The sequence below is a fragment of the Anaerobacillus sp. ABA4_114 genome (assembly GCF_056159065.1).
Map to the genome: position 1 here is coordinate 581,104 of NZ_JBSWUM010000001.1, position 17,220 is coordinate 598,323.

At 43.6% G+C, this 17,220-nt stretch carries 15 protein-coding genes; 11 read left to right on the forward strand and 4 right to left on the reverse strand.

All coding sequences use genetic code 11. From position 1 onward, the window contains the following. Nucleotides 1-131 precede the first annotated feature (131 nt). From ACXAEY_RS02820 to ACXAEY_RS02830, 3 genes are all read right to left on the reverse strand, one after another. Nucleotides 132-1,493 (reverse strand): glucoamylase family protein, encoded by a 1,362-nt coding sequence (locus tag ACXAEY_RS02820; protein ID WP_474810363.1) that lies wholly within the window; start codon nucleotides 1,491-1,493, stop codon nucleotides 132-134. Between the two features lie 183 nt (nucleotides 1,494-1,676). Beyond that, nucleotides 1,677-2,585 carry a hypothetical protein gene (locus tag ACXAEY_RS02825; RefSeq protein ID WP_474810365.1) on the reverse strand — a complete coding sequence of 303 codons (909 nt, stop codon included), beginning with the start codon at nucleotides 2,583-2,585 and terminating at the stop codon, nucleotides 1,677-1,679. Between the two features lie 248 nt (nucleotides 2,586-2,833). Continuing rightward, nucleotides 2,834-3,775: a glycerophosphodiester phosphodiesterase gene (locus ACXAEY_RS02830; RefSeq protein WP_474810367.1), complete on the reverse strand. Its 942-nt coding sequence runs from the start codon at nucleotides 3,773-3,775 to the stop codon at nucleotides 2,834-2,836. 375 nt (nucleotides 3,776-4,150) lie between these two features. Between ACXAEY_RS02830 and ACXAEY_RS02835 the strand changes: the two genes are divergently transcribed. Next, nucleotides 4,151-4,957: a histidinol-phosphatase gene (locus ACXAEY_RS02835; RefSeq protein WP_474810369.1), complete on the forward strand. Its 807-nt coding sequence runs from the start codon at nucleotides 4,151-4,153 to the stop codon at nucleotides 4,955-4,957. A gap of 44 nt (nucleotides 4,958-5,001) precedes the next feature. Here the strand turns inward: ACXAEY_RS02835 and ACXAEY_RS02840 are convergent, their stop codons facing one another. Further along, nucleotides 5,002-6,474, reverse strand: coding sequence for a potassium/proton antiporter (locus tag ACXAEY_RS02840; protein ID WP_474810371.1), 1,473 nt, complete (start codon nucleotides 6,472-6,474; stop codon nucleotides 5,002-5,004). A 262-nt stretch (nucleotides 6,475-6,736) separates the two neighbouring features. On the opposite strand from ACXAEY_RS02840, the gene yhfZ reads away from it, so the two are divergent. The 10 genes from yhfZ to ACXAEY_RS02890 all read left to right on the forward strand — a co-directional run bounded on the left by yhfZ (nucleotide 6,737) and on the right by ACXAEY_RS02890 (nucleotide 17,201). After that, nucleotides 6,737-7,678 (forward strand): GntR family transcriptional regulator YhfZ, encoded by a 942-nt coding sequence (yhfZ, locus tag ACXAEY_RS02845; RefSeq protein WP_474814714.1) that lies wholly within the window; start codon nucleotides 6,737-6,739, stop codon nucleotides 7,676-7,678. A gap of 64 nt (nucleotides 7,679-7,742) precedes the next feature. Next, nucleotides 7,743-8,117: a PRD domain-containing protein gene (locus ACXAEY_RS02850; protein WP_270180205.1), complete on the forward strand. Its 375-nt coding sequence runs from the start codon at nucleotides 7,743-7,745 to the stop codon at nucleotides 8,115-8,117. After that, complete coding sequence (locus ACXAEY_RS02855; protein WP_270180204.1) at nucleotides 8,114-8,473, forward strand: DUF2620 domain-containing protein; 360 nt, start codon at nucleotides 8,114-8,116, stop codon at nucleotides 8,471-8,473. Before ACXAEY_RS02850 ends, ACXAEY_RS02855 begins: the two co-directional genes overlap by 4 nt. Before the next feature lie 20 nt (nucleotides 8,474-8,493). Then, entirely contained in the window at nucleotides 8,494-9,783 is a 1,290-nt protein-coding gene (locus tag ACXAEY_RS02860; protein ID WP_474810374.1) for a YhfT family protein, read from the forward strand. A 19-nt stretch (nucleotides 9,784-9,802) separates the two neighbouring features. Next, on the forward strand, nucleotides 9,803-10,723 hold the full coding sequence (locus tag ACXAEY_RS02865) for a phosphotriesterase family protein (RefSeq protein ID WP_474810376.1): 921 nt from the start codon (nucleotides 9,803-9,805) through the stop codon (nucleotides 10,721-10,723). Then, nucleotides 10,720-11,817, forward strand: a complete 1,098-nt coding sequence (locus ACXAEY_RS02870) for an aminotransferase class V-fold PLP-dependent enzyme (protein WP_474810378.1) — start codon at nucleotides 10,720-10,722, stop codon at nucleotides 11,815-11,817. Before ACXAEY_RS02865 ends, ACXAEY_RS02870 begins: the two co-directional genes overlap by 4 nt. A gap of 24 nt (nucleotides 11,818-11,841) precedes the next feature. Further along, complete coding sequence (locus ACXAEY_RS02875; RefSeq protein ID WP_474810379.1) at nucleotides 11,842-12,996, forward strand: YhfX family PLP-dependent enzyme; 1,155 nt, start codon at nucleotides 11,842-11,844, stop codon at nucleotides 12,994-12,996. Between the two features lies 1 nt (nucleotide 12,997). Beyond that, nucleotides 12,998-14,275: a serine hydrolase gene (locus tag ACXAEY_RS02880; RefSeq protein ID WP_474810381.1), complete on the forward strand. Its 1,278-nt coding sequence runs from the start codon at nucleotides 12,998-13,000 to the stop codon at nucleotides 14,273-14,275. Nucleotides 14,276-14,345: 70 nt separating this feature from the next. Beyond that, nucleotides 14,346-15,275, forward strand: coding sequence for a nucleoside hydrolase (locus ACXAEY_RS02885; protein ID WP_474810383.1), 930 nt, complete (start codon nucleotides 14,346-14,348; stop codon nucleotides 15,273-15,275). Between the two features lie 243 nt (nucleotides 15,276-15,518). After that, nucleotides 15,519-17,201 (forward strand): serine hydrolase domain-containing protein, encoded by a 1,683-nt coding sequence (locus ACXAEY_RS02890; protein WP_474810385.1) that lies wholly within the window; start codon nucleotides 15,519-15,521, stop codon nucleotides 17,199-17,201. Nucleotides 17,202-17,220: the final 19 nt, after the last annotated feature.

The following is a 17,220-nucleotide window of genomic DNA, read 5'->3' on the forward strand; positions in this document are numbered from 1 at the left end:
TTTTATATACCAGTATGCATCAAAATACTCTATGATAAATCGACGTCAACCTTGCAAAACTAAAAAGGGTACTTTGTGTCAGGTTTTTAAAAGATCATAATAAAAATATCTCTATAGTATCCGACATCTCCTTACTCGGTAATTGAAAACATTTCTTTGATCAATAAGTCTTCAGGATCTTTTCCAATCTCATCTTGATGGAAATAGTCCTTTATTACACCATCTTTAAGATAATTCGCCATCGCGACCATAGACATTCCCTGGTCTAGAGCTAAGTAAGCTTGCGTTACTTCACCTGTATCTACGTTAACGGAGTCAAGGAATCCATATTTCCCGTAAGCTCCAAACTCCTTTAATGTTTTCAGGTTCTTGTACACTTCTTTTGGTGCATATTCAAGTGCGAGGAAGGAAGCGTGTGGTGTCACGATTGCCCCTTCAGCACTGTAGCCGCTCATTCCAAGAGGAGTAGCTCCAAATTCAGAGTAGTTTTCTGGAGTGGCTGCTGGAGATAACCCCCATGCTTCGAAGCCCATTTCCTCTGTAGCATACTCAATTTGAATATCAACATGGCGCTTGTTGTTAAGACCAAGAGCATTCTTCCCAAGTTCTTTTTCTTTTAATACAAGTCCTGGCATGAGCGCTTCAAACATGCTGCCGCCCCAGCTAGGTACATACTTTTGATCGTTGTACGTATAGTGGCCTTCAAAGACCTCGACACCGTCATATGTTTCTGTGTATCCTTCAGGTTTTTGAGACTGCCAATCCCAGCTATCAGGCATCGTACGGTGCATTTTCCACCAGTGTTCTTCCGGTACATCGCCTTTTCCGATGGAGATGTAGCTAGCAACGCGGGGTTCAGTGTAAAAAGCGCCATAATGGTGTTCTGTAACGCTTCCTGCTTTCACATCATAGCCACCGCGCATTTGTCCAACTTCTGGGTCATAAAGCGTTGAATAGTCCATTGCTTCTACCAGTTCACTCGTTCGTTCGTTCAGTTCTGGATAAGCTTGCCCGGCAACGATCAGCCCAGCTGAAAGCCAACCATTATCGACAGTAGAGATGAACTCTCCCCAGTCTTTCATCAATGAACCATCTTTCGTATAGTACCAGTTATAATAGAGGCCATTCCATTTCTCAAGGCCTTCTAACGTGTCTAAACTCGTTTGTATGCGAGATGCTGCTTCTTCTCTAGAGATAATGCCAACCTCTTCAGCCGATACGGTGCTCATAAAGTACATCCCGATATTGGTTGGTGATGTAAAATCTTGCACTTCCATTTCACCATCGTTCATTCGAACGGCATCATAAGTAAGTCCAGTTTCTTCATCAGTAAAGTCTTCGAAATATCGATATGTTTTATTTGAAATCGCTTCCAATTGTTTGGAGAAAGCATACTCTTTCCCTTTAGAAGGGCCATGAGCACCAGCAGTGGAAGGTAAAGAACTGCCTACGATCAACCCAAAAACGAGCAATAGAAAAAAGATTTTCTTCATCATTACACATCCTTTTGATTTTTGGTGAAACGTTTCGATTTTCAGTATACAGAAAGGAACGAACTCAGTAAACACAGGAAACATAAGTTTTCAGAATATTGCTCAAAATAGCTATAAGTACCTGAGCCAAAAGAATGAGTGGTGCCTGGCACCACCCGTTTTTTCTGTTAATTTGTCGAAAAGTTAGTCGATGTTTTCGATTCCCTCGTTTTCTGGGTTATAGCGAACGCCGTTCCTTAAGCCTACAAAGAAGGTGATCTTTTCGTCTTTGTTTCCGTAACCTTCGACTTTTATGATTTGTTCTGGAATGTCAGCTGGAAGCGTCACGGTGTTGCTAGCTAGCGTCTTTGATTTCAACTGCTTTTGTTTGCTGTTTACGTAGTATGTCACAACGTATTCAAATGAAATGCTCTCTGCATTGGTTACCTCAAAAGACAATTGTGCAGGTCCATTATAACTGAATGTCGTATCACCAATATCAGCCAGTGGTAAGATGGTTGGCTTCGTCTCTTCGTGGCAACTATTGTATGTATATCCTTCAGTGCAATAATCTGTACTGATTTTTTTTGATTCGTTTTGAAGGGTGACTTCCGCCACAGGTGGCCCGCTTTCCTCAATACGATCGACTGTTTTTTCCTGCGCGTAGAATTCAATCAAAATGGGCATGTAAGCAGTCCCTAATATGACAACTGGTACGAGCGGCAATAGAAGGGCACTCTTTTTATGACGTCCGTCATGGTAAATCAATTCATCGTATATAAAATAAATACACGCGATGCCGAGCGGGAACAGTTGAAGAAATCCGCCGTCCCCATGAAAGAGGTATCCGTTAAAAAAGAGTATTCCTGCAATATAGGCGGGGATAATATGGACCATTAAATTTACCAAAAAGCGGAACGGAACTAGATTCCTAGTAATGAAACCAGCCAATATATTCACTGGAGTACCGATCATCAGCATGATGGGGACACCGTAAAAGGTGAACCAAAAAGTTGTAGCCACTCCATCAGAGTGGAAGAATCCAGTTATAACTAAGAACAATATGTAAGTAATGATTGTTAATCCAGTGATCAAGGCTTTCTTTTTTAGCATATAAAACACGCATCCTTTCAGAAATCACGTAACCAATATTTAGGAGCGGTTTCAGTATATCACAGTTGAATCACTTTATGTGAAATATTGAGCAAGTGAGTGTAAAAAAGTGAAGAGGCTAGATGTGCTTTCTTGAGAGAGCAATTATCCTAGTAGGAGACGAAAAAGAATTCACTTTTAAAACCAACTAAAAAAAGCCCAGCACAAGCGAACTCATGCCGGACTTTATAAACGAATAGAATGATCGATCAATCTTCATCCTCTTCATTCTCATCATCATCTTCGCCTTCTTCATCTTCATCATTAAAATCATCCATAACATCGTCCAAACGGTCTGGATAATTCGTAAACATTCCAGTTACTCCCCAGTCAAGTAGGCGTTTCATGTCTTCTTTTTCATTGACTGTGTAAGGGTGAATCAGTAAGCCAGATTCTCTTACTTTCTCAACGTATTCTTGATCAATTTTTGTGTATGACATTCCTATACCAACAGCGTATCGGCTGAGTTCTGCTAGCTCTTGCTCCGTAATCGTAGCTGGCGTTTTATAAGAAATTAGCTGTACTAACGGCATGTCAGGTGCAAGGTCATGCATTTTTAATAGACTCGCTTTACTGAAGGATTGCACGAGAACTTTTCCGCGTTCCTCATATTTTGGAGTAAGCTCATACTTTTCTAGTACACGAAGCAATTCTTTTTCCATGCCTGGATAGACTTCAGGGGATTTCGTTTCGATATAGTAGCGAGAGTCGTTTCCAAACGTCTGGATCACTTCCTCAAGCGTTGGAACTTCAAGACCTTGGTAAGCACGTTTCGCCTTCTCAGGATTTTCTTCGTTAAACCAGCTTCCTGCATCAAGTTTCTTTAATTCTTCAAGCGTAAAATCTTTTACAAGACCTGTTCCGTCAGTCGTGCGGTCAACACGTTCATCGTGCATCGCAACAAGGACACCATCTTTTGTCATCTGTAGATCGATTTCAATGTAATCGCCATTCATTCGTTCACCAAGCTTGTATGAAGGGATTGTATGTTCAGGGGCATGAGCTGAAGCCCCTCTGTGAGCTACGTTTAAACGTTTATTTGGATCTAGAAGGGATGCTTCTTCCTCCGCCGATACGATTGTACCAGGAATCATGCTAGCTACTAATAGTAGACTAAGAGACAGTATTGCTAAATTAAATAGACGCTTCAATCTAATCATCCTCCTAAGTGCTCAATGTAAATGGTTCTTTACAAAACGCCTTACCGAAGGGAACGGAGGGCTGTTTTGAACAACAGGAATTTAGCACAGACACCTGATCCGCACAACAGAATCTATGTGAAATGGTTAGATCGAATCATGTTTCATAGATAAATATGGAATTATGCAGGTGGATGGTAATGGCTTTTTAGGTAAGGTGGGTAGACCAAACCTCTCAAAAAAATTAATAATTCCTTCACAAATCTAATGGTAAAACGGGTGTATAAGTTAGAAAATAATAAATATTGTGCATTTGTCTCTCTCTTAATTAAGCTGTGTGATAGGATAATGATGAAAAGACCTATATTTTGGAAAGGGGAAATCTATATGAAATTCGATTTTCATACGCACCATGAACGCTGCGGTCATGCAGAGGCAACGATTGAGGATTACATACAAGCTGCGATAAAAAATGATCTGCAGATGATCGGTATCTCTGATCATTCACCTTTTTTTGCGAGTGAGGAAGATCGAGCGAAGCCGCGTATTGCGATGGCGAAAAGTGAATTTTCTTCTTACGTTGAAGAAGTGTTGAATCTAAAAGAAAAGTACAGCGGTAAAATAGACGTGTTGTTAGGTGTGGAATCAGATTTCTTCCGAGAGCATTATTCGTTATATAAGAGCATTTATGATCAATACCCGTTTGATTACATCATCGGATCTGTTCACTACAGTAACGAGGTCAATATTTTTGATAAAAAGCGTTGGGAAAAGGTTACGGAAGAGGACGTTAGAAAAGAAAAGGAGCATTACTATCAACTGATCGTTGAATCTGCAGAAAGTGGTGTGTTCGATATTCTTGGACATATCGATGCGATGAAGGGCTTTTATCCAGACTTCACAAACGTTCATACTCCTGAAGTGGAAAAAGCGTTGAAGCGACTTGGCGAAGTAGATGCAACGATCGAAGTGAATACTTCTGGTAAGCATAAAGACTGTGGGGGCTGGTATCCAGCTAACGATATGTTAGAGATGGCACATCACTACGGGGTAGGCGTTACGTTTGGTTCAGATGCGCACTGGCCTGATCGTGTTGGAGAAGAATTTGAAGAAGTTCGAGCAACACTGAAAGAGATTGGATTTAAGAACTGGACGATTTTTAAGGAGCGTAAGAAGCAGCTCGTCGAACTATAAGAGAAAGGGATCAGGTTGGTGTAGTCCAACCTGATCCCTTTAATTTATCCGCCTATCGTTTTACGAATACCGAGAACTTTTTCAAGTTCTGATCGCTTTTGATTTTCAACAAGGATGTAAAGAACATCGTTTACTTGCACCTTCGTTTCACCAGAAGGCGCAATCAGTTCATCTGCTCGAATGATCGCACTCACCAGAACCTTTTCTGGAAAAGAAATGTTTGATAGCTCTCGTCCAACGAGATTTGAAGACGATGTGATGGTGTAAGGAATCATCTCTGCGTTTACCGTGGTCGATGAAACAAGCTCAAGTGAATGAGATGGAACATGAACTTCTGGTCCTGTAAGACCAAGACGCTTTGCGATAAAAGGAATGGTAGTTCCCTGAAACAAGGCTGACGTCAATACGATTGAAAAAATGAGGTTAAAGAACAGCTGACTGTTTTCGAGACCAGCCAACAATGGGAACGTTGCGAGTACGATCGGAACAGCTCCTCTTAAGCCAGCCCACGAGAGAAACACTTTTTCTTTTAAATTGAATTTAAAAGGAATACTTGATATAAAAACGGCAACTGGCCGTGCGATGAAAATGAGTATAGCTGATAATGCTAGTCCTTTTAATACGATCCATGTAGAGAATAACTCAGCAGGAAAGACGAGGAGACCAAGCATGATAAACATGAGGATCTGCATCAACCAAGCGATGCCATCATGGAAACGGAAGATCGACTGACCATATGGAAGACTCTTCGTATTCCCGAGTACCAGTGCAGCTGCGTAAACAGCTAAAAGACCGCTTGCATTGATGAGATCTGTCACGCTGTATGTAAACAGAGCGATGGCGATGGAGAACACAGGGTATAAACCGTTCGAACCAAGGTCGATATTCTTCATGGCCCAGGATGCTGCGTATCCTAGGAGAACTCCGAATATGAGTCCAACACCCATCTGCCAGAAGAAGGAAAGAACGACTGAAGCTCCAATCGTTTTTTCTCCAATCGCCACTTGAAGAAGAGACAGCGTTAAGAACATTGCCATCGGGTCATTCGATCCAGACTCCGCTTCGAGTGTTGATTGAAGTTTGGTCTTAATATTTTTTCCTTTCAATACCGAGAACACGGCAGCGGCATCCGTAGAGCCAACAATCGCACCTAAAAGGAGAGCTTCGATCCACGTTACATCCAGTAGAAGTTTTGCGGCCACGCCGAAGAGACCTGCCGTAATCAAAACGCCTATTGTTGCGAGTGATAACGAAATAGGGAGGACTGCTTTTGTTCTACGCCATTCAGTCTGAAGACCACCATCGAACAAAATGAGGACAAGTGCGAGGATCCCTAATGATTGGGTTAATGAAGCGTTATCGAAATAGATGAACCCAAATCCGTCACTTCCAAAGAGCATTCCGACGATAATGAAAAGAACAAGAGCTGGCACACCTACCCGTGATGAGAACTTCGCCATCATCACGCCACCGATTAAAAATAACGCACTAAATAATATGACCGTATCTGTTTCCATTTTGTTGCCCCTTCTATCATTCACATCAAACGTATGCGCTGATCTTATTAAGTGTTTCACTTAATGAAGACCGTATACCGTACTTCGAGATTTGACTAAATTTTATCATATTAGAGGGTCAGTCACTAATATTTTGAATTGTTTACTATGGGTGGGAAGTCCCTATTCTAGGCGCAGCGCTTAAATAATCAGAAAATTCATTGAAATGAAAGTCGCGTTACGTTACACTGACGTTATAAAATACAAAATACTGTATATTGAGGTGGAGACGTTGGACGGCAAGTGGGAGAAATTATACAACAAGAATGGTCTGGCAGCGAGGAGAATTGCTGGAAGATTGTTATCCATCGAGCCAGGAAGCAGAATTCCTCGGGTCAGTGATTTCGTTACAGAAACATCTCTTGGAAGGGGGACGATTCAAGGAGCATTTCGATTACTACAAGAGATAGGGGCGATCGAACTAGAAGCAAGAGGGCACCTCGGGACATTTCTGGTTAAGACGGACAAGAAATTGCTTTGGGAAGTTGCGGGTCTTGGCGCTGTTATGGGTGCGATGCCGCTACCATATTCACGAAAATATGAAGGGTTAGCAACAGGACTCGTGCAAGTGTTCGAGGATATGAAAATTCCTTTTAATTTGGCATTCATGAGAGGGTCATCGAATAGAATCGACGCACTGAAGGAAGGCAGGTATGATTTTGTAATCGTGTCACGCCTTGCAGCGGAGTTTGCGATTGAAGAAACAAACGCTGTTGAAATCGTGAAATCCTTCGGGAATTATTCCTATGTTTCTGGTCATGAAATTCTATTTGCAGATCGCAAGGTTACTGAAATCAAACCTGGGATGAGAGTTGGGATTGACTACTCTTCAGCGGATCAGCATATGATGACGCAATATGAAGTCGAAGGGTTAGATGTTGAGCTCATTGAAGTGAATTATATGCAGTTGATGGAGATGCTCAAAAACCACGAGATCGATGCTGCTGTATGGAATAAAGATGAAACTGCACTCTCTGAAGGCTTGGGAAAAGGAGCTTTTCGCTCACAAAAAGCTGTTGAGATCAGTAGAAAAGTAAACGAGGCTTGCTTGCTCCTACACCGAGATCGAAGCGAACTTTATGAGTTTTTAAGTGAGCTTTCATTGAGTAATGTTATTCGCATTCAACAGCAGGTTGAAGATAGAAAACGTTATCCAAGGTATTAAGAGTAGAACGTCACTTAATCACGGAACGAATATACTAAATATTGTATATTGGAGGTTATATGCATTGACGACGATTAATGAGCGACTCAACATTCTAGAAGAGGGAAAAGTGATAAGCCCTGAAGCGGCTCTGATAGCGGAAAAAGCTGTACAACGGTTAATAAGTAAGTCTACTGATCTTCCTCAGAACAAGCTTGAAATGCTTGTGACGCATCTTGCCACAGCGCTCACCCGAATGTCTAGAGGAGAAAAGATCGATCAACCGCCTGAGGTATTAGTTTCAGAGGTGGACAAAAATGAGCACGTGCAGTCGGCTTTAGATGAAATCAAGTGGGTGGAAACAGTTTGGGGGGAAAAGCTTCCTCCAGCAGAAATCGCATTTTTAAAGATTCACTATGTATCTATTTTTCAAGAATTGAAGGAGGATCAATCGCAATGAAAATTGTAATCGGTGGTCAAGTTGATAAAAAAGAGGTAGAAGCACTCGTAAAAGAGTATGGACCAGAAGGAGTCGAGACATCGATCAAATCGGATGTTGAAGCTGCGATGGCTGTAAAGACAGGGCAAGCAGATTATTACGTTGGAGCATGTCATACGGGTGGTGGCGGCGCGTTAGCCATGGCGATCGCGATCGTAGGGAAGCCACAGTGCGAGACAGTATCTATGCCGGGACGTAAGCCAAATGAGGAGAAGATCAATGAAGCTGTAAAAGCAGGGAAAAAAGCTTTCGGTTTTACATCAGATCACATCGAAACGGCCGTACCTATGATTATGAAGGCGATTAAAGCACGATAATCTGAAAGGAGAATCGCATGATGGAAATGGTGCTCATTATACTGATCGGTGCGATGGCGGCGGTTTTGGCGAATTTGAACCTGGCTGTTTTCAATGATGGCTTGCGGCCGATCGTACCAGAAAACACGGAAGGTCGTATGGGGCGTAAAGAGCTCGGTGTCACAGCCTTTGCGATGAGTTTTGGACTCGTTATCGGATTTGGTATTCCGTTTACGATCACAGCAAGCATTATTTTGATACATAGTATTCTCCTCGGAACAGACATCATTGGGTTGATGACACCAAGAAACAAGTGGGGAACACCAGTGGCTGCAGTTATTGGTGGTGCCTATGGTGCAGGGTTATTAGTAGGGTTAGAAGGATTTGTAGCACTCTTTGAAAAACTGCCGCTGAACTTTCTCGATGCGATGGGGCAGGTAGGATCACCCGTAGTCGTAACGTTCATGGCATTCCCAGCCCTCGCTGTTGCCTTACAGTTTAGTGTAAAAAAAGGTGTACTCACGTTTATCGTTTCGGCAATCGTGAGACAGCTAGCCGTTTGGTTAAATGAAAGCGGTGTCTTGACGTTTGGCGGCACAGCCGTCACGTTGAACCAGGAAGGAATGGCGCTGATCGCAGGTATGATCTTCTTGATCACCTATGCTGTGCGTCAGAAGTCAGATTCAGAAGGAAGTGGGATCGATCTTGCTTCCGTTTTTAGTGAACGTGTGAACCGTATTAAGAAACACGTTGTGTATTTTATGATCATGGGTGGGCTGATCGCTGCAGCTACGAATCTATTGATCATGGCGGGTGATCCGATTTCACTTAATTTAATCGCTGAAGGAAAAGTAACGGACGGTGCGATCGCAGCAGGAGCTCGTGCACTTGGCTTTATTCCTCTCGTCGCGAGTACTGCGATCGCAACGGGTGTGTATGGTCCCGTCGGATTTACGATTGTTTTTGTCGTAGGCTTACTCGTTCCGAATGTGTGGGTCGCTTTAGTAGCTGGAGCCATTACGATCTTTCTAGAAGTCATGCTGCTTAGCAAAGTAGCGCGTTTTCTCGATAAGTATCCAGGTGTTCGCCAGTCGGGTGAAAACATTCGTACGGCGATGACGCGTCTATTAGAAGTGGCACTCTTGATCGGTGGAGCGAATGCGGCGAATGCGATCGCACCTGGCCTCGGTTTCTTCATTATCGCTGGTTTTTACTTATTGAATGAAATTGCAGGTCGTCCGATAGTGAGGATGGCAGTTGGCCCAATCGGAGCGATCGCTGTAGGAATTCTTGCAAATATTCTCGTGTTACTTGGTATCATGCAGCTGTAAAAAGGAAGGTGGATTCACGATGATTCAAACTGTAACCGGTAAGATTTCTTCGTCAGAATTAGGTGTATGCGCGGCTCATGAACATCTTTGTATCGATCTCTCACGAATAAAAAACGATCCCGACACCATCCTTGACGACGTTGGAGGCATGGAAGAAGAACTTCGTCGTTTCAAACTCGCTGGGGGACAAGCGATGGTTGAAGTTACAAATGAGGGGATGGGTAGAAATGCATCACTTTTAAAGAAACTTAGTGAAGCAACGGGTGTCCACATTATCGCGAGTACTGGTTTTTATAAAGACCCATTTCTTCCTACACGGTCTTCGTCTTGGAACCGTGATGATTTTGCTTCGCATATGCTTTATGAAATTCGGTATGGCATCGATGGAACAGAGGTGTACCCTGGCGTGATTGGTGAGATTGGTAGCAGTCACAATGAAATTAAGCCGATTGAAAGGGAGCTGCTGATGGGTGCTGGCGTTGCGGCGATTGAAAGCGGATTGCCAGTCACGACCCATACGACCCTGGGTACGATGGGTGTCGAGCAGGTTGAGCTCTTTTTAAAAATTGGACTCGATATGGAGCAGCTCATCATCGGGCACCAGGACCTCAATACAGATGATGCTCGCATTCTTGCCGTTTTAGAGGCAGGAGCGTATGTCGCGTTCGATACCATTGGAAAAAACAATTATCGTCCCGACACGGAGCGTCTTCAATCGCTTCAATATTTGTTCGAACGAGGGTTTGGATCTCGTATTCTTCTATCTGCTGACTTAACTAGAAAATCTCACTGGCATAAGTACGGAGGAATCGGCTACGATTACGTGCTCAATTCATTTGTGCCACTTTTAAAAGAGCATGGTTTTTCTGATCGTGACATGAACATGCTTCTTATTGAGAATCCCGCACGTGCTTTTTGTCAGAAGGTGGTTTGCTCATGATTGATGTAGCATCTGTTTTAGCTCAAATGGATATTGATGAAGCCAAGCGCTATCAATTTAAAATCGTCGATCGAATGACAAAGGAATTTACAGATAACGACATGTTTCAGGACGGCGATCGTGGGCTCCATCCAACCTACAAACGCCCGAAAACAACTGCAAAAGTAGAACGCGTTTTTGCCGATGTCTTTAACGTCGAGCATGGTGCACTTGTCAGGGGATCTGGAACGGGAGCCATTCGCTCTCTGTTGAGTGCTCTGTTAGGTTCGGGGGACGAAATCATCGTCCATTCGGCTCCAATTTATATGACAACAAAGGAAACGTTTCGTATGTTGGGCCTTCAACCTGTACAGGTCGATTTCAATAAGTTGGATACTGTTAAAGAAATAGCTTCTTCAACAAAAGCAAAGGTTTTTTACGTACAGCACGCGCGGCAGCAACCGAACGATACGTATTCACTAGAAGCGGTGATCCGAACGGTCAAATCAGTGAATCCAACGATCGATGTTGTAGTCGATGATAATTACTGTGCGTTAAAAATGGCAAAGATCGGCGTTGAGCTTGGGGCAGATTATTCAACCTTTTCAGGATTTAAGCTGCTAGGTCCAGAAGGTGTGGGTGTCACCGTAGGGAAAAAGGATGCGATCGAAATTGTCCATCAACGGAATTATTCAGGAGGAAGCCAGGTGCAAGGTCCTGAAGCGATGGAGCTGCTCCGTACCATTCCGTTTGCTCCTGTATCTTTTGCCATTCAAAGTGAGCAAGTCGACCACTTATGCGTGCTGTTAAATCGAGGGGCAGTTTCAGGCGTGAGGAAAGCTACCATAACGAACTCTCAATCAAAGAATGTCATCGTCGAGTTGATCGACCCTGTTGCAAAAAACGTCATCGAAAGAAGTAAAACGTTCGGAGCTGCGACGTATCCGGTCGGTGCGGAATCGCGGTATGAGCTCGTACCGATGATCTATCGCGTATCTGGTAGTTTTCTAGAGAATAACCCGAATCTCTTAGACTATGGGTTGAGGATCAATCCGATGAAAGCAGGAGCGCATACGGTTGTTGAGATTCTGAACAACGTGATGGAGGAGTTGTAGTAGATTAAACGGGAGGTGCTGTGATTGTTTCTAACACTTACGAAGGAAAGAAATCCAGAGCTCATAAAGACTGGTGTTAACCTCCATCAAACTGGAGCGCTTCCTCCCAATACGTATGTCATCGACCTCGATACCGTAGCGGAGAACGTGAAACAGATGGCTCGTGCAGCTGAAGAGAATGAGTTCTCACTATATTTTATGAGTAAGCAGCTCGGTCGGATCGGTGAGCTAGGGAAATGGATTGCTGAACATGGGATCGAGAAAGCAGTTGCGGTTGAATTTGAAGAAGCGAGGAGACTTCACAAATCAGGGGTTGCAATTGGGAATGTGGGGCACCTCGTGCAACCCGGGAAGCACCAGTGGAAAGATGTCCTTTCGTTTAACCCTGAAGTTGTGACCGTGTTTACAATAGAACGAGCCAAACAGGTATCGGATGCTGCTGTAAGGTTAGGGAGGAAGCAGGACGTTCTCCTTCGTGTTGTTCAAGATGGTGATACCATCTATCCAGGTCAATGGGGTGGGTTTCATTTAGATCGACTCGATGAAGAAATCTTAATTCTACAAGACCTTCCTGGAATTGAGGTCGTCGGCATCACGTCTTTTCCACTGTTATTGATGGATGATGATCGAGGAGAGATGACGTTTACGAAAAACCTCGAAACACTTCTAAACGCGAAGGAAAAGTTAGAGTCAGCGGGTTTCACGATCACACAAGTAAACGGACCGAGTGCGACGAGTACGGAAACCATCCCGATGCTGAAACGAGCAGGCATCACCCATGGTGAGCCAGGCCATGCGTTGACGGGGACAACTCCCCTTCATGCGGTTCGCACTCTTCCCGAGAGGCCAGCGATCATCTATCTTTCAGAAGTATCCCATCAAGATGATGACAATGTTTATGTTCTTGGAGGTGGGTTTTATGAGCGGGGGAAAGTGACGGGCGCATATGTAGGACATAACCCTGAAACCATCTTTCGTACTTTTTTAAAAGAAAAGCCTATGCCATCCGAGTATATTGATTATTATGGAAGGCTTGAGCGAGGAACACCGGTTTCTGTTGGGGATACCGCCGTTTATGCTTTTCGAACGCAAGTATTTGTCACTCGAGCGAACGTTGCACTTGTACGAGGGTTACATTCGAAAAATCCAGAAATCGTGCATTTGGAAAGGAGAGGCTAGTGTGAAAGTAGGAAAGGTAGTTGTGATGCTACTGGTCGTTACGTTAATTATCAGTATTCCTTTTCAGTCTGCTAACGCAAAGGGATACGGTGATAAGCTTAGGCATGGGAGTGCAAAAAGTGTTGATATGAACTCCTTAGATGAGATCGACAACGTTGTCGAAGACGCAATTGAAAATGAGGTAACGCCAGGGGCTGTCGTTTTAATCGCGAAGGACGGAACGATTGTGAAAGAGTCAGCCTATGGCTATGCACAGAAGTATGATATGGGGACGTTACTCGACCACCCCAGTCAGATGAAGAAAAAAACGATGTTCGACCTTGCTTCCCTGACGAAAGTAATGGGTACGACCCAAGGGATTATGAAGCTAGTAAGCGAGGGGAAAATTTCAGTTGCTGATCGCGTGACGGAATACATACCTGAATTCGGACAGAATGGTAAGGAAGACGTCACAGTTGCTGACCTATTAACGCATACATCTGGTTTAACACCTTGGCAGCCTACCTATTTAGAAGCTGAAGATTCTGAAGACGTTCTTGAGACTATTGCGGACATGTCCTTAGAGTACGAAACAGGTACAGATCGACGGTATAGTGATTTTAGTTTCATGACGTTAGGATTTATTATTGAGAACGTAACTGGTCAGCGTTTAGACCAATACCTTATGAAAGAGGTATATGGCCCTCTTAAAATGAAGGATACGATGTTCACTCCTCCTGATAAACTTGATAAAAAGATTGCTGCTACGTCATGGGGAAATCCCTTTGAATATAAGATGATCGATGATCCGAACTTCGGTTACTACGTCCCTGAAGAAGCAGATGACTTTTCAGATTGGCGTCAGTACACGCTTGTTGGAGAAGTAAACGATGGTAATAGCTTTTATGCGAATGGTGGAGTAGCTGGGCACGCGGGACTATTCTCGACGGCCCGTGATCTCGCTGTTCTTGGGCAAACGATGCTGAATGGTGGAAGTTACGGGAAAACCACATTGTATAATGAATCTACTCTTTCTACTTTCACGAAACCTCAGCGATTTGGACAAGGCTACGGATTCGAATTGAATAAAAGCTGGTACATGGGTGACAGGCACTCTGACAGTGCATTTGGTCATACAGGCTTTACTGGGACGCAAGTGATTTTCGATCCGGCATACGATTTGCAAATTATCGTACTGACCAACAAACAAAATAACGGTCCATTAGAAAGTGGTTCTTATCCAAGCACTGGAGGATTATCGAAGGATATCGCGAATCTAGTTTATGAGTCTATTCAATAATGAATATAACCCTGATCTCTTTTGAGCGATCAGGGTTTGCTTTTTTTTACAAAAAGGAGGAACTATACAGATGCCAAATCCGAAGAAAATCATACTAGACTGTGACCCGGGTCACGATGATGCCATCGCGATGATCCTCGCCGCTTCCAACCCGCACATTCAACTTGAAGCGATCACGACTGTCGCCGGAAATGTGGAAGTGGAAAAAACGACGCTAAATGCTCTAAGAATGTGTGACATCTTAGGGTTAGATGTTCCTGTTGCGGAAGGTGCTGCAGAGCCCCTCGTTCGAGAAAGAGAAATCGCACCAACGATTCACGGTAAGACAGGTCTCGATGGGCCACATTTTCCTAATGTTCCGAGAAAAGAAGTTAGTGATCAACACGCAGTAGATTTAATCGTTGAAAAAGTGATGGATTCAGATGGAGACCTTTACCTTGTTCCGACAGGACCTCTTACAAACATCGCTTTAGCTATTCAGAAAGAACCACTCATCACAGAAAAAATAAAAGAAATCGTCGTGATGGGTGGAGGGACCTTTGGAAACTGGACGCCAACGGCTGAATTTAATATTTATGTCGATGCGGAAGCTGCTGAGATCGTATTTAATAGCGGGGTACCTGTGACGATGTTCGGTCTCGATATTACGCACCAAACGATAGCAACTGAGGAGATTCTGAAACAAATTTCTGAAATCGGAAATCCTGTTTCGAATCTTGTAAGTGAGCTATTAGCCTATTTCTCTACCACGTACAAAGAGGTGTTTGGGTTTGACGGTGCACCGATCCATGACGCGTGTACAGTTGCGTACTTAATCGATGAAACGATCTTTGATTTTGAGAAGGTGCGAGTTGATATAGAGACGGAAGGAACGTACACCTACGGAACTACGTGCGTTGACCGTTTGCATGTGACAGGTAGAGAGCCGAACGTAAAGTTTGCAACGGAGCTTGACTATGAAGGGTTTTGGCGATTGCTAGTTGGTGCGTTACGTTCATAGAAAAGATCGGGTGGTGCCAGGCACCACCCGATCTTTGTCATGTAATAAAGTTTCATACAATTAAGCTCTAAAATGTCACAATATTCAAAAATAATTCAAATCTCATAGATATATAGTCCTCTAAAAACCACCTATTTCCTCCCATGCAGTACTAAGGTGGTATAGACGACTATAATGGAAGAGCGTTACTCTTTACTTATTAGGGGTTTTGACGCATTTCATTTATGTAAAAAGGAGGAGCAAATGAGAAAAAAGACGATGTCTATTGTTTTATCCACCGTACTTGGGACCTCTTTATTACTACCTGGTATAGAGGCAGACGCGAAGGGTCCGACGATCGAAACAAAAGGGAAACATAATCAGCATCAGTCTTCTGAGAAAGGTCACCCTGTCTTTTCTTGGGGGGAGCCGGGACCTACTTCTGCAGTACTTCACAAAGGATCAGTTCGAGGAGCAGGCATGCGTATTGAACCATTGGACGAGATCGATGATGTTTTAGAGACAGCGATCGAAGAGCAAGTCATGCCAGGAGCGGTAGCGTTCGTTGCAAGGCGAGGGCATATCGTGAAAGAAGAAGCCTACGGGTATCAAGCTCGGTATACTGATGATTCGTTTACTGAAATGGATGACCCTCTAAAGATGGAGAAAGATACGATCTTTGACCTCGCTTCAATCAGTAAAATCTTCACTACAACTGCTGCGATGACGCTTTATGAAAAAGGAATGTTCGAACTGGATGATCCGGTAGCTGAGTATATCCCTGAGTTTGCTGCGAACGGAAAAGAAAACGTTACCATCGAGCAACTCATGACACATACCTCTGGGTTTAAACCATGGGTTCCATTGTATACCATCGATGGAAATCGGGAAGAACGGATGCAGTATGTGTTAGAATACCCGCTTCGATCAGAGCCTGGTACAGAGTATACATATAGCGACCTCAACATGATTACGCTCGGTGCCCTAATAGAAAAGTTATCTGGCATGCGTCTTGATGAGTATGTGCAAAAGACTATCACAGAGCCCCTTCGTATGAATGATACGTTTTACAATCCTGACCCACAATTAAAGAACCGCATTGCCGCAACAGAATACCAGCCATGGACAAATCGTGGACTCGTCTGGGGCGAAGTACACGATGAGAATGCCTGGTCTTTAGATGGAGTAGCCGGTCATGCTGGGGTTTTTTCAACGGCAACAGACCTTGCCAAGTTCGCTCATATGTTTTTGATGGATGGGCGTTACGGGGGTGAACGGATACTGAAACCGGAAACAGTAGCCCTACTTACCGAAAATCGCATACCACAGTTTCCAGGTGACGATCATGGATTAGGGTTTGAACTTCAGCAAGGATGGTTCATGGATGCACTGACTGAAAGCACGACCCTTGGACATACAGGCTACACAGGTACGTCTCTTGTCATCAGTCCATCGAATCAAACGATCGCGATTCTTTTAACAAACCGCGTTCACCCTACGAGAGATACGGTCTCAACTTCACCTACAAGGAGAGCTTTTGCAAGACAGGTGGCAGATGCTATCCCAGTAGACATGCCGAAAAAAGCTGACCCGTGGTTTGCAGGTTATGGTGACAAAGCAGTAAAGCACCTTACTGCAAATATCAATGTGAACAAAAATTCTACATTATCGTTTCATACATGGTATCAATTGGAAGCAAACTATGATGTAGGAAAAATTGAAGTTTCCAATGATGGAGCAAATTGGACAGCTTTAACGGAGCTTACTGGCAATAGTGATCAGTGGGAAAAGAAACAGCTGATGGTACCAGAAGGAACAAACTATATCCGATTTTCTTATGATACGGATTCCTCTGTTAATAAACGAGGATGGTATGTCGATGAGGTAGAGCTGAACGGAGAACGTCTCCATCTCACAAGTGATGAGTGGATGAAACGCTCATATTGATACTCATAAAATAGGAGGG